Origin of the sequence: Tomitella gaofuii (assembly GCF_014126825.1) — a bacterium.
GTDB classification, from domain to species: Bacteria; Actinomycetota; Actinomycetes; order Mycobacteriales; family Mycobacteriaceae; genus Tomitella; species Tomitella gaofuii.
The window spans coordinates 2,874,435-2,886,366 of the sequence record NZ_CP059900.1 but is presented as its reverse complement, the minus strand read 5'-3'; the positions used below and the strand labels follow the sequence as shown (position 1 = coordinate 2,886,366).

The following is an 11,932-nucleotide window of genomic DNA, read 5'->3' as shown; positions in this document are numbered from 1 at the left end:
CGTGCGATGCCCCGCGGCATCTTTCGGTGAGGAGTGAAGCCATGACGACCACGCTGACCCAGCCGGTGCGGCTCGAATCGGAGCTGGCCGCACGGATCGTCGACGGCCCTGGCGGTTACACCGGGGTGGAGGCAGGACCGGAGTGGGCCGCGGAGGTCCGCCGCCTGGCGAAGCTGCGCAACGCCACGATCCTTGCGCACAACTACCAGCTGCCGGCCATCCAGGACATCGCCGACCACGTAGGCGATTCGCTGGCCCTGGCCCGCGCCGCGGCCGCGGCGCCCGAGCAGACCATCGTCTTCTGCGGCGTGCACTTCATGGCCGAGTCGGCCAAGATCCTCAGCCCGGAGAAGACGGTCCTCATCCCGGACGAACGCGCCGGTTGCTCGCTGGCCGATTCCATCACCGGCGCCGACCTGCGCGAGTGGAAGGCCGAGCACCCTGACGCCGTCGTCGTCTCCTACGTCAACACGACGGCCGAGGTGAAGGCGCTGACCGACATCTGCTGCACGTCGTCCAACGCGGTCGACGTGGTCGAATCCATCGACCCGGACCGCGAGGTGCTCTTCCTGCCGGACCAGTTCCTGGGCGCCCACGTCAAGCGGGTGACCGGCCGCGACAACATCCACATCTGGGCGGGCGAGTGCCACGTGCACGCCGGGATCAACGGCGACGAGCTCACCGCGCAGGTGGAGGCCAGCCCCGACGCCGAGCTGTTCGTGCATCCCGAGTGCGGCTGCGCCACGTCGGCGCTCTACCTGGCCGGCGAGGGCACCGTTCCAGAGGAGCGGGTGAAGATCCTGTCCACGGGCGGGATGCTGGACCAGGCGTCGCAGACGGCGGCCAAGAAAGTGCTCGTCGCCACCGAAGTGGGCATGCTCTACCAACTGCGCAAGGCCGCGCCGGAGGTGGACTTTCAGCCGGTGAACGACCGCGCCGCGTGCCCGTACATGAAGATGATCACGCCCGCGGCTCTGCTGCGGAGCCTCGCCGCGGGCGCGGACGAGGTGCACGTGGACGAGCAGACGGCGGACGCCGCCCGGCGTTCGGTCGAGCGCATGATCGAGCACGGCAACCCCGGCAGCGGGGAGTGATGACCGGTGCCGGCCGGGCCGTGGGCCCGGCCGTGCCCACGGTCGAGTGGGAGGCGCACGCGGATCTCGTCGTCGTCGGCGGCGGAGCGGCCGGGCTCAGCGCGGCGCGGGCGGCGGCCCGGCGCGGGCTCGCGGTCCTGGTGCTGCAGAAGGGCGTCCCACCGCAACGTGGCACGGATGCGTCGGCGGACACGTCCACGGCTTTCGCCCAGGGCGGCGTCGCGGTGGCCCGGGCGGGACACGACACTCCGGACGCGCACGCCGACGACACCTGCGATGCGGGTGCGGGGCTGTGCGACCGTGCGGCCGTCGAGTCGATCGTCGCCGACGGCCCGCGCGTGCTCACCTGGCTGGTCGAATCCGGCGCAGAGTTCGACCGCGCCCCGGACGGCGACTACGCGGCGACGCGCGAGGGCGGCCACCGGGTGCGCCGGATCCTGCACGCGCACGGAGACGCCACGGGAGCGGAGGTCCAGCGGGCCCTCGACGCCGCCTGCGGCGCGGGGGAGCCCGGCATCGCCCGTGTCACCGGTGCGACGGTGCTGCGGGTGTGCACCGACCACCGCGGGGTGACGGGCGTGCTGGTCGTGACCGCGGACGGGCACGGCGTGGTGCATGCGCCGTCCGTGCTGCTCGCGACCGGCGGCCTGGGCCGCCTCTTCTCGGTGAGCACCAACCCGGCCGCGGCCACCGGCGACGGGATCGCCCTGGCGCTCGACGCCGGGGCGCAGGCCGCCGACCTCGAGTTCGTCCAGTTCCACCCGACGGCGCTGTATGTCCCCGGAGCGCAGGGGCGCAGCCCGCTCGTCAGCGAGGCGGTCCGCGGAGAGGGCGGGGTGCTCGTCGATGCACGCGGCCGTTCGGTCACCGACGGCGTGCACCCTATGGGCGACCTGGCGCCGCGCGACGTCATCGCGCGTGCCATCGCCGCGCGGATGCGGGAGACGGGGGCCGCGCACGTGTTCCTCGACGCCCGCGCCGTCGAGGGTTTCGCCGCGCGGTTCCCCACGGTCACCGCGGCGTGCCGCCGGATCGGGGTAGACCCGACGGCGGACCGCATCCCCGTCGCACCCGCGGCGCACTTCTCCTGCGGAGGCGTAGTGACCGACGTGCACGGGCGCACCGGGGTTCCCGGCCTCTTCGCCGCGGGCGAGGTGGCGCGCACCGGCCTGCACGGCGGCAATCGGCTGGCCTCCAACAGCCTCCTCGAGGGGCTCGTGGTGGGCGAGCGCGCCGGGCTCGCGGCGGTGGGGCGGGCGGCGATGAACCCCGAGGTGCTCGACGCCGCGTTCCGGCTGGCCCCCGCAGCGCCGCGGGGACGTGTGCAGGAGATGATGACCGCGCATTGCTCCGTGACACGCTCCGCCGACGGCCTTGCCGCCGCCGCGGCCGGGATCACGACGGCGGCGCGGCCCGCGATCGTGCGCACCCGGTCCGGTGCCGAGGACGCCGCGCTGACGATAGCGGCCGCCGCGGTGCTGACGGCGGCGGAGCTGCGGACGGAGACCCGCGGCTGTCACACTCGGGACGACCATCCCGCGGCACGCCCGGAATGGGCGCGCAGCATCGTGTTCGAGCAGGGGGAGGGTGCGATGCCCCGTCCCGTGTTGCCCGATTCCCCGACCGGCGGGCCGGCAATGGAGTTCCGCCTCGAGACCGCAGGAGCCGACAGATGACGACGCAGGACGCCGACGCACGGGCAGCGGAGCACGGGTACGACGTGGAGGCGACGCGCACGCTGATCCGCGTCGCCCTCGACGAGGACCTGCGCTACGGGCCGGACGTCACCACCGACGCCACGATCCCCGCCGACGCGCGCGGCGAGGCGGCTGTCGTGAGCCGTGAGCACGGCGTGGTCGCGGGCGTCGGCGTGGCGCTGCTCGTGCTCGACGAGGTGCTGGGCCCGGACGGGTACCGTGTCCTCGCCCGGGCCGAGGACGGCACCGCCGTCGCGCCCGGCACGGAGGTGCTGCGCCTGGACGCGCCGACGCGCGGCATGCTCACCGCGGAGCGCACGATGCTCAACCTGCTGTGCCACCTTTCCGGGATCGCGTCGGAGACGGCCCGGTGGGTGGCGGCCGTCGAGGGAACCGAGTGCCGCATCCGCGACAGCCGCAAGACGCTGCCAGGCCTGCGCGACCTGCAGAAGTACGCGGTGCGCGTCGGCGGCGGAGTCAACCACCGGATGGGGCTCGGGGACCAGGCGCTGATCAAGGACAACCACGTGGCGGCCGCCGGGTCGGTGGTGGACGCGCTGCAGGCCGTGCGCGCGGCGGCGCCGGGCGTGGCCTGCGAGGTGGAGGTGGACACCCTCGAACAGCTCGACGCCGTGCTCGCCGAGCGTGCCGAGCTGGTGCTGCTGGACAACTTCCCGGTGTGGCAGACGCAGATCGCGGTGCAGCGGCGCGACGGTGCGTCGCCGGAGACCAGGCTCGAGTCGTCGGGCGGTCTGGCCATCGAGGCCGCGGCCGACTACGCGCGGACCGGCGTCGACTATCTGGCCGTCGGCGCGCTCACCCATTCGGTGCGGGTGCTGGACCTGGGCCTCGACATGTGACGGGATCGCGCCCGGCCCCGGCCGCGGTGAGGGCGGCGCAGGCGGTCGCGCGATGCGGTCTATCCTGGGTGTTCACCGGTGCCGTGCGCGCCGTGACCCGTCGGCGTGCCCCGGCCGGTGCACGCCCCGAATGAGACGCCACCTCCCGAGAGGATCAGAATGCCCGCCCGCGTACAGCTCGCACGTCTCGACCTGCGAGGCGCCACCCCCTCACGCGCACGGCTGCGCTCCGAGCTGCCGCGCGGCGGAGTGGATGTGGACGCGGTGCTGCATCGGGTGCAACCGGTGGTGGACGACGTGCGTGAGCGCGGCAGCGCGGCGGCACTGGACCTGAGCGAGAAGTTCGACGGTGTCCGGCCTGGGACGATCCGCGTCCCGCGCGCGCAGCTGGACAAGGCCCTTGCGGATCTCGATCCGGCGGTCCGTGATGCCTTGGAGACGTCGATCGCGCGGGCACGCACCGTGCACGCGGCCCAGCGCCGCACCGACGTCACCACCGAGGTGGTCCCCGGCGGCACGGTGACGGAACGCTGGGTGCCCGTGGAGAGGGTGGGGCTCTACGTGCCCGGCGGCAACGCCGTGTATCCGTCGTCGGTCGTGATGAACGTGGTGCCCGCCCAGGAGGCCGGAGTCGGCTCGCTCGTGGTGTGCTCGCCGCCGCAGGCGCAGTTCGACGGGCTCCCGCACCCGACGGTCCTGGCGGCGGCGGCGATGCTGGGCGTCGACGAGGTGTGGGCGGTCGGCGGCGCGCAAGCCGTGGCGCTGCTCACCTACGGCGGCACGGACACTGCGACGGTCGACGGCACGGACGATCTCGCCCCGGTGGACATGATCACCGGCCCTGGCAACATCTACGTCACCGCGGCCAAGCGGCTGTGCCGCGGGGTGGTGGGCATCGACGCCGAGGCCGGGCCCACCGAGATCGCGGTCCTCGCCGACGACACGGCCGACCCCGTGCACGTCGCGGCGGATCTGATCAGCCAGGCCGAACACGATGTGATGGCCGCCAGCGTGCTCGTGACCACCTCGGCCGGCCTTGCGGACACGGTCGACGACGCGGTGAACGCCCAGCTGGCCACCACCAGGCACGACGAACGCGTCGCGACGGCCCTGTCCGGGCGACAGTCGGGGATCGTGCTGGTCGACGACGTCGAGCAGGGCCTCACCGTGGTCGACGCCTACGCCGCCGAACACCTCGAGATCCAGACGCGCGATGCGCGCGCGGTGGCGGCACGTGTCCGGTCCGCGGGCGCGATCTTCGTGGGCCCGTGGGCGCCGGTGAGCCTGGGCGACTACTGCGCCGGCTCCAATCACGTGCTGCCCACGGCGGGGTGCGCGCGGCACTCGTCGGGCCTGAGCGTGCAGACCTTCCTGCGGGGCATCCACGTGGTGGACTACTCCGAACAGGCGCTGGCGGACGTCCGACATCAGGTGATCGCGCTGGCGAACGCCGAGGACCTGCCCGCCCACGGCGAGGCGGTGCGGTTGCGCTTCGCGCCGCCGTCCCCCCGCAACTGACCTTCCACGAGGACCATCCCCATGACTTCCCCGAAGCCCGCCGGCCGGGCTCCCGGTGCGGCGCTCAGGCTCGAGTCGCTGCCGATCCGCGATGACCTGCGCGGTGCGTCGCCCTATGGCGCCCCGCAGCTGGACGTGCCCTACCGACTCAACACCAACGAGAACCCGCACCCGCCGAGCCCCGCGCTGGTGGCCGAGGTGACGGAAGCGGTGCGCGCCGCCGCCGCGGACCTCAACCGCTATCCGGACCGCGACGCCGTAGCGCTGCGCACGGACCTCGCCGCCTATCTGAGCCGCCAGACGGGAGTGCCGCTTGCGACGGAGAACCTCTGGGCCGCGAACGGTTCCAACGAGGTGCTGCAGCAGCTCCTGCAGGTGTTCGGCGGGCCGGGGCGCACGGCGCTCGGCTTCGTGCCGTCGTACTCGATGCACCCGATCCTGGTGTCCGGCATGCAGACCCGCTGGCTGCCGACTCCGCGCCGCGACGACTTCACCGTCGACGCCGACCGTGCCGCCGCGGTGATCGCCGAGCAGCGCCCCGACGTCGTGTTCGTCACCAGCCCCAACAACCCGACGGGGCACAGCATCGGGCTGGACGATCTGCGCACCATCCTCGACGCGTCGCCCGGCATCGTCATCGTCGACGAGGCGTACGCCGAGTTCTCGGCCGCCCCCAGCGCGGTGTCGCTCATCGACGAGTACCCGTCGCGCGTCGTCGTCTCGCGCACCATGAGCAAGGCGTTCGCGTTCGCGGGCGGCCGGCTGGGCTATCTGGCAGCGGCGCCGGCCGTGGTCGAGGCGCTGCTGCTGGTGCGATTGCCGTACCACCTGTCGGTGCTCACGCAGGTGGCGGCGCGGGCGGCGCTGCGGCACGCCGAGGAGACGCTGGGCAGCGTGGCGGCTCTGGTGTCCGAGCGCGAGCGCGTGTGCGAGGCTCTGGCAGGCTACGGGTACGAGGTGGTGCCCAGCGACGCGAACTTCGTGCTGTTCGGGCGCTTCGCCGACGCGAACGCCGGCTGGCGGATGTTTCTCGACCGCGGGGTGCTGGTGCGGGACGTGGGCATCGATGCCCACCTGCGCACGACCATCGGGTTGCCGTCGGAGAACGACGCGTTCCTCGCGGCGGCGCGCGAGATCGCCGCGACGGCCCTCGACGGCCCGCCGCCACCGGCGGACGGGGACATGCCCGGCGTCGAGGCCGAGGGCATGGATAGGGACGGGCGGAGAGACAGGGACATGAACAGGGACAGGGGATGACAGTGACCGGACGCACGGCGCGCGTCGAGCGCGTCACCAGCGAATCGTCCATCACGGTGGGACTGGGCCTCGACGGCACCGGCGTCGTCGACGTCTCCACCGGCGTGCCGTTCTTCGACCACATGCTCACCGCGTTCGGCGTGCACGGCAGCTTCGACCTGACGGTGCACGCGCAGGGCGACGTGGAGATCGACGCCCATCACACCGTGGAGGACACGGCCATCGTTCTGGGCCAGGCGTTGCTGCAGGCGCTGGGAGACAAGAAGGGCATCCGGCGGTTCGGCGACTGCTTCATCCCCATGGACGAGACGCTCGCGCACGCCGCCGTGGACGTGTCCGGCCGGCCGTACTGCGTGCACACGGGCGAGCCGGAGCAGCTCACGCACAGCGTGATCGGCGGGTACCCGGGCGTGCCGTACTACACGGTGATCAACCGGCACGTCTTCGAGACGCTCGCGTCGAACGCGCGGATCGCGCTGCACGTGCGCACCCTGTACGGGCGCGACCCCCACCACATCACCGAGGCCCAATACAAGGCGGTGGCACGTGCGCTGCGGGCCGCCGTCGAGCCCGACCCGCGCGTGCGCGGCGTGCCGTCCACCAAGGGAGCCCTGTGAAGGATTTCGCCATCTACGGCCTGTTCATCCTGGCCGGGTTCCTGGCGGGCGGCGCGTTCAGCCTGCTGAAGGTGAGCAAGGTGGGCGCGGGGGTCGTCGCGGTGCTCGCGGTCTTGGCGGCGGCCGGCGGCGTGCTCCAGCTCGTCGGCGAAGTCTGACGCGTGCCGCCCGCCTTCGCGGAGGCCGCAGAACTGTGAACCCACGAACGCACGAAAGGCAGCGATGACCGCGAAGACCGTCACCCTGCTCGACTACGGTTCCGGCAACCTGCATTCGGCCGAACGCGCTCTCGTGCGTGCCGGCGCCCGGGTGACCGTCACGGCCGACCCTGACGCGGCGCTGGCCGCGGACGGCCTCGTCGTGCCCGGGGTGGGCGCGTTCGCCGCGTGCATGGCGGGGTTCCGTGCGATCCGCGGCGAGCGGATCGTCGGCAAGCGCCTCGCCGGCGGCCGGCCCGTGCTGGGCATCTGCGTGGGCATGCAGATAATGTTCGAGCGGGGCGTGGAGTTCGGCATCGAGACCGAGGGCTGTGGAGAGTGGGCGGGCACCGTCGACGGCCTGCAGGCCCCGGTCCTGCCGCACATGGGCTGGAACACCGTGCGTGCGCCCGAGGGGTCGCGGCTGTTCCGCGGGCTGGACGAGGGCACCCGGTTCTATTTCGTGCACTCCTACGCGGCGCGCACCTGGGACATGCCCGAGTCCGACGTGCTCTCCCCGCCCCTGGTCACGTGGGCGGAGCACGGCGAGCCGTTCGTCGCCGCCGTGGAGAACGGGCCGCTGTGCGCCACGCAGTTCCACCCGGAGAAATCGGGCGACGCGGGCGCGCACCTGCTGCGCAATTGGATCGACGGACTCTGACGACCGGGCCCCACGGCGCAGCGTCCCGCATCCGGGGGCTCCGTGTGGCAGGCTCGGATGCGTGAACGGGGCAGACGGGGGACGTCAACAGCACCGGCAGGGGATGGACCCGCAGTTCGTCGGGTATTTCGTGCGTCTCGCACTGTGGAGCGTCGCCGCCGTGGCGGTGGTCTTCGCGGTGGCCACGGTGCTCATCGTCGTGGTCAAGCCGACACCGGTGTGGGGGCTGGTCATCGTCGCCGCGGCGGTCGTGCTGGCGGTGGTGGCGCTTGCACAGATCTCCCGTCGCCTCACGGGGCGTTTCCTGACGCCGGGCGCCGGCAGGGGGACTGATGGCACCGGTTCCGACGGCGGGGGTGCCGACGGCGGGCATGCCGAACCCGGCCGGGGGCGGCCGCCGCGCACTGGCTAGGCTCATCGGCGTGAGTCTTGTTCTGCTGCCTGCAGTCGATGTCGCCGATGGTCAAGCCGTGCGCCTTGTTCAAGGGGAGGCCGGTAGTGAGACCTCCTACGGCGCGCCCCGTGATGCCGCCCTCCAGTGGCAGACGGACGGTGCGGAGTGGGTGCATCTGGTGGATCTCGACGCGGCGTTCGGCCGCGGCTCCAACCGCGCGCTGCTCGCGCAGGTGGTGGGTGAGCTCGACGTCAAGGTGGAGCTTTCCGGCGGCATCCGCGACCAGGATTCGCTCGACGCGGCGATGGCCACCGGCTGTGCGCGGGTGAACCTGGGCACGGCGGCGATCGAAGACCCCGAGTGGTGCGCCAAGGCCATCGCGGACTACGGCGACCGCGTCGCTGTGGGCCTGGACGTCAAGCAGATTGACGGCCAGTGGCGGCTGCGCGGGCGCGGTTGGGTCAGCGACGGCGGAGACCTCTGGGAGGTGCTGGCGCGCCTCGACCGCGAGGGCTGCTCGCGCTACGTGGTCACGGATGTGAGCAAGGACGGCACGCTGCAGGGGCCCAACCTGGAGCTGCTGGCGGCGGTGTGCGCCGAGACGCACGCTCCGGTGATCGCCTCGGGCGGCGTGTCCACGCTGGACGACCTGCGCGCCATAGCCGAGCTGACGGGGCAGGGCGTCGAGGGCGCCATCGTGGGCAAGGCCCTCTACGCGGGCAGGTTCTCCCTGCCGCAGGCGCTAGCCGCGGTGGCGGACTGACCCCGCCCGCACGGACCCGACGATGACGGTGAACGAGTCCCCGCGGGTCCCCTCCGGGCTGCCCGACGACCCCCGGCGCCTGCTCGCCGTGGCGTCGGGGCTGCTCGACGGCGTCGTCGAGCACTTCCGCAGCAACGTCGGCGCGCCCGGCAAGATCGACAAGGGCGGCCGTGACTTCGCCACGCAGGTGGACCTCGAGCTGGAGCGACGCCTCGGCGGCAGCCTCCTCGAGCGCACCGGGATCCCCGTGCACGGTGAGGAGTTCGGCGGGCCGCGGTTGGACACCGGCACCGTCTGGGTGCTCGACCCGGTGGACGGCACGTACAACTACTCGGTGGGTCTGCCCATGGCGGGCGTGCTGCTGTCGCTGATCCACGACGGCGTGCCCGTGCTGGGACTGACGTGGCTTCCGCTGGTGGGCCAGCGGATCGCGGCCACCGTGGACGGCCCGGTGGTCTGCAACGGGGTGCCGCTGCCGCCGCTGGAGCCACGTGGGCTCGCGGATTCGGTGATCGCGCTCGGTGCACTGAACATCGAGGGCCGCGGCCGGTATCCTGGGCGCTACCGGATCGCCGCGCTCGGTGAGCTGAGCCGCCGCGTGTCGCGCATGCGCATGCACGGCAGCACCGGCGCGGATCTGGCGTTCACGGCGGCCGGGGTGCTCGACGCCGCGGTGGGCTTCGGCGACCACCCCTGGGACAACGCCGCCGGCGTGGCGCTGGTGCGTGCGGCCGGCGGGGTGGTGACCGACCTGGCGGGGTGCGAGTGGGACATCCGCTCACCGTCGGTGGTGGTGGGTGCGCCCGGCGCGCAGCAGGAGATGCTGCAGGTGTTCCTGGACCTGGGCGATCCGGAGGACTTCCTCCCGGAGCCCGGCGAGGTTTTCCCGTAGGACGAGTACGAACGGAGCTGCAAGTGACGTTGGCGGTCCGAGTGATCCCGTGCCTGGATGTCGACGCAGGCCGGGTGGTCAAAGGGGTGAACTTCGAGGGGCTCCGCGATGCGGGCGATCCGGTGGAATTGGCCGCGGCGTACGACGCGGCGGGGGCCGACGAGCTGACGTTCCTCGACGTCACGGCGTCCAAGTCGGGGCGGGGCACGATGCTCGACGTCGTGACGCGCACCGCCGAGCAGGTGTTCATCCCGCTCACGGTGGGCGGCGGAGTGCGCTCGGTGGACGACGCGGACCAGCTGCTGCGCGCCGGGGCGGACAAGGTGAGCGTCAATACCGCGGCGATCGCGCGGCCGGAGCTGCTCCGGGAGCTCAGCAGGCGGTTCGGCTCGCAGTGCGTGGTGCTCTCGGTGGACGCCCGACGCGTGCCGTCCGGGGGCGCACCCACAGCGTCGGGTTGGGAGGTCACCACCCATGGCGGCAGCCGCAGCGCCGGGGTGGACGCCATCGAGTGGGCGCAGCGCGGCGCGGAGCTGGGCGTGGGGGAGATCCTGCTCAACTCGATGGACGGCGACGGCACCAAGAACGGCTTCGACCTGCCGCTCATCGAGGCGGTGCGCGCGGTGGTGCACGTGCCGGTGATCGCCTCCGGTGGGGCCGGAGATGCCGGGCATTTCGCGCCTGCGGTGCGTGCCGGGGCGGACGCCGTGCTGGCCGCGAGCATCTTCCACTTCGGCGAGGTGTCGATCGGCGAGGTGAAGGCCGCGATGGCGGCGGAGGGGCTGGTGGTCCGGTGAACGACTCCGGCGACGCGGCACGCGACCCCGTGGAGCCCGCCCTCGACCCGGCGGTGGCCGCGCGCCTCAAGCGCAGTACCGAAGGCCTCGTCTGCGCCGTGGTGCAGGAACGCTCCACCCGGGATGTCCTCATGGTGGCGTGGATGGACGACGAGGCTCTCGCCCGCACCCTGCGCACCCGCAAGGCCACCTATTGGTCGCGGTCCCGAGGACAATACTGGGTGAAGGGCGAGACGTCCGGGCACACGCAGTACGTGCACGAGGTGCGGTTGGACTGCGACGGCGACACGCTGCTGCTGGTCGTCGACCAGGAGGGCGGCGCCTGCCACACGGGCGATCACACCTGCTTCGACGCGGACCTGCTGCTGGGCGACGGCTGACGGCGTTCCCGCAGGAGCGGTGCGCGCCTATCTGTCCAGACCCTCCACCAGCGGGACGAAGCTGACCCGGCTGAGCGATTCGCTGCGGCCGGCGCCGTGGCGCAGGAACTCCCCGTCGGACCTGTCGCCCACCGGGCACACCAGGATCCCGTCCGCGGCGAGCTGGTCGAGAAGGGCCGGCGGGATCTCGTGGGCCATGGCCGCCACCGCGATGGCGTCGAAGGGGGCCGCGTCGGGCGCGCCGGCCATGCCGTCGGCGTGCCGGACCTCCACATTGTCGTAGCCGAGGTCGCCGAGCACGGCCCGCGCGCGCTCCGCCAGGTGCGCGCGCCGTTCGATGCTGATCACCCGTGATGCGCACTGCGCCAGCACCGCCGCCGCGTACCCGGAACCGCCGCCCACCTCGAGCACCGACTCGCTTCCGGTCAGGGTCAGCGCGGATGCGGTGAGGGCGACGATGTCCGGTGCGGAGACGGTCTGTCCGGAGCCGATGGGGACGGGCCGGTCGGCGTAGGCCATGTCGGCGTACTGCTCCGGGATGAATCGCTCGCGCGGGACGGTGTGCATCGCCGCGAGCACGCGCGGATCGGTGAGCCCCTTCCGGCGCAACCTGGCCACCATGGCGGCGCGGGCATCCGCCGCCCGGGGCGCACTGCCGGGGGCGCCGCGTCGGTGTCTGCCTGCCATGGCCTGCCTGTCCCGCCGATCGTCCGTGCCGGGTTCGGAGGTGCCGGGTTCGAAAGTGCCGGGGAGCCGGACCGCACCCGCTGATTCCAGGGTAGCCACCGGGGCTTTCCGGCGGCGT

General features: G+C 72.9%; 14 protein-coding genes. 13 read left to right on the top strand and 1 reads right to left on the bottom strand.

Annotated features, from left to right (window positions below):
* The first annotated feature begins 41 nt into the window (after nt 1–41).
* From nadA to hisI, 13 genes are all read left to right on the top strand, one after another.
* Nucleotides 42–1,094, top strand: a complete 1,053-nt coding sequence (gene nadA, locus H4F70_RS13340) for a quinolinate synthase NadA (RefSeq protein ID WP_182357528.1) — start codon at nt 42–44, stop codon at nt 1,092–1,094.
* Nucleotides 1,094–2,770 (top strand): L-aspartate oxidase, encoded by a 1,677-nt coding sequence (locus H4F70_RS13335; RefSeq protein WP_182357527.1) that lies wholly within the window; start codon nt 1,094–1,096, stop codon nt 2,768–2,770. Before nadA ends, H4F70_RS13335 begins: the two co-directional genes overlap by 1 nt.
* Complete coding sequence (gene nadC, locus H4F70_RS13330) at nt 2,767–3,651, top strand: carboxylating nicotinate-nucleotide diphosphorylase (RefSeq protein ID WP_182357526.1); 885 nt, start codon at nt 2,767–2,769, stop codon at nt 3,649–3,651. The genes H4F70_RS13335 and nadC overlap by 4 nt, the downstream gene beginning before the upstream one ends.
* Before the next feature lie 159 nt (nt 3,652–3,810).
* Nucleotides 3,811–5,169, top strand: coding sequence for a histidinol dehydrogenase (hisD, locus tag H4F70_RS13325; RefSeq protein WP_182357525.1), 1,359 nt, complete (start codon nt 3,811–3,813; stop codon nt 5,167–5,169).
* A 21-nt stretch (nt 5,170–5,190) separates the two neighbouring features.
* On the top strand, nt 5,191–6,426 hold the full coding sequence (locus H4F70_RS13320) for a histidinol-phosphate transaminase (protein ID WP_182357524.1): 1,236 nt from the start codon (nt 5,191–5,193) through the stop codon (nt 6,424–6,426).
* A gap of 2 nt (nt 6,427–6,428) precedes the next feature.
* On the top strand, nt 6,429–7,043 hold the full coding sequence (hisB, locus tag H4F70_RS13315; RefSeq protein WP_276529696.1) for an imidazoleglycerol-phosphate dehydratase HisB: 615 nt from the start codon (nt 6,429–6,431) through the stop codon (nt 7,041–7,043).
* The gene (locus tag H4F70_RS13310; RefSeq protein ID WP_182348619.1) at nt 7,040–7,201 is read left to right on the top strand and encodes a hypothetical protein; all 162 of its coding nucleotides are present in this window, start codon (nt 7,040–7,042) and stop codon (nt 7,199–7,201) included. Before hisB ends, H4F70_RS13310 begins: the two co-directional genes overlap by 4 nt.
* Before the next feature lie 64 nt (nt 7,202–7,265).
* A complete protein-coding gene (hisH, locus tag H4F70_RS13305) occupies nt 7,266–7,901 on the top strand; it encodes an imidazole glycerol phosphate synthase subunit HisH (protein ID WP_182357523.1) in 636 nt (211 codons plus the stop codon).
* Between the two features lie 61 nt (nt 7,902–7,962).
* Nucleotides 7,963–8,313, top strand: a complete 351-nt coding sequence (locus tag H4F70_RS13300) for a hypothetical protein (protein WP_182357522.1) — start codon at nt 7,963–7,965, stop codon at nt 8,311–8,313.
* A 10-nt stretch (nt 8,314–8,323) separates the two neighbouring features.
* A complete protein-coding gene (gene priA, locus H4F70_RS13295; protein ID WP_182348622.1) occupies nt 8,324–9,058 on the top strand; it encodes a bifunctional 1-(5-phosphoribosyl)-5-((5-phosphoribosylamino)methylideneamino)imidazole-4-carboxamide isomerase/phosphoribosylanthranilate isomerase PriA in 735 nt (244 codons plus the stop codon).
* 22 nt (nt 9,059–9,080) lie between these two features.
* Nucleotides 9,081–9,950: an inositol monophosphatase family protein gene (locus tag H4F70_RS13290; protein WP_182357521.1), complete on the top strand. Its 870-nt coding sequence runs from the start codon at nt 9,081–9,083 to the stop codon at nt 9,948–9,950.
* Nucleotides 9,951–9,973: 23 nt separating this feature from the next.
* Nucleotides 9,974–10,747: an imidazole glycerol phosphate synthase subunit HisF gene (hisF, locus tag H4F70_RS13285; protein ID WP_182348624.1), complete on the top strand. Its 774-nt coding sequence runs from the start codon at nt 9,974–9,976 to the stop codon at nt 10,745–10,747.
* A 29-nt stretch (nt 10,748–10,776) separates the two neighbouring features.
* Nucleotides 10,777–11,127, top strand: coding sequence for a phosphoribosyl-AMP cyclohydrolase (gene hisI / locus H4F70_RS13280; RefSeq protein WP_182348656.1), 351 nt, complete (start codon nt 10,777–10,779; stop codon nt 11,125–11,127).
* Nucleotides 11,128–11,154: 27 nt separating this feature from the next.
* Here hisI and H4F70_RS13275 read toward each other — a convergent pair whose 3' ends face one another.
* Nucleotides 11,155–11,814: a protein-L-isoaspartate(D-aspartate) O-methyltransferase gene (locus tag H4F70_RS13275; RefSeq protein ID WP_182357520.1), complete on the bottom strand. Its 660-nt coding sequence runs from the start codon at nt 11,812–11,814 to the stop codon at nt 11,155–11,157.
* Between the last annotated feature and the right edge of the window lie 118 nt (nt 11,815–11,932).

What these genes read in the sequence shown, in the direction of transcription:
- H4F70_RS13275 (WP_182357520.1), bottom strand. Translation starts at nt 11,814, where the DNA reads ATGGCAGGCAGACACCGACGCGGCGCCCCCGGCAGTGCGCCCCGGGCG.
- nadC (WP_182357526.1), top strand. Translation starts at nt 2,767, where the DNA reads ATGACGACGCAGGACGCCGACGCACGGGCAGCGGAGCACGGGTACGAC.
- H4F70_RS13320 (WP_182357524.1), top strand. Translation starts at nt 5,191, where the DNA reads ATGACTTCCCCGAAGCCCGCCGGCCGGGCTCCCGGTGCGGCGCTCAGG.
- nadA (WP_182357528.1), top strand. Translation starts at nt 42, where the DNA reads ATGACGACCACGCTGACCCAGCCGGTGCGGCTCGAATCGGAGCTGGCC.
- hisD (WP_182357525.1), top strand. Translation starts at nt 3,811, where the DNA reads ATGCCCGCCCGCGTACAGCTCGCACGTCTCGACCTGCGAGGCGCCACC.
- H4F70_RS13290 (WP_182357521.1), top strand. Translation starts at nt 9,081, where the DNA reads ATGACGGTGAACGAGTCCCCGCGGGTCCCCTCCGGGCTGCCCGACGAC.
- H4F70_RS13335 (WP_182357527.1), top strand. Translation starts at nt 1,094, where the DNA reads ATGACCGGTGCCGGCCGGGCCGTGGGCCCGGCCGTGCCCACGGTCGAG.
- hisH (WP_182357523.1), top strand. Translation starts at nt 7,266, where the DNA reads ATGACCGCGAAGACCGTCACCCTGCTCGACTACGGTTCCGGCAACCTG.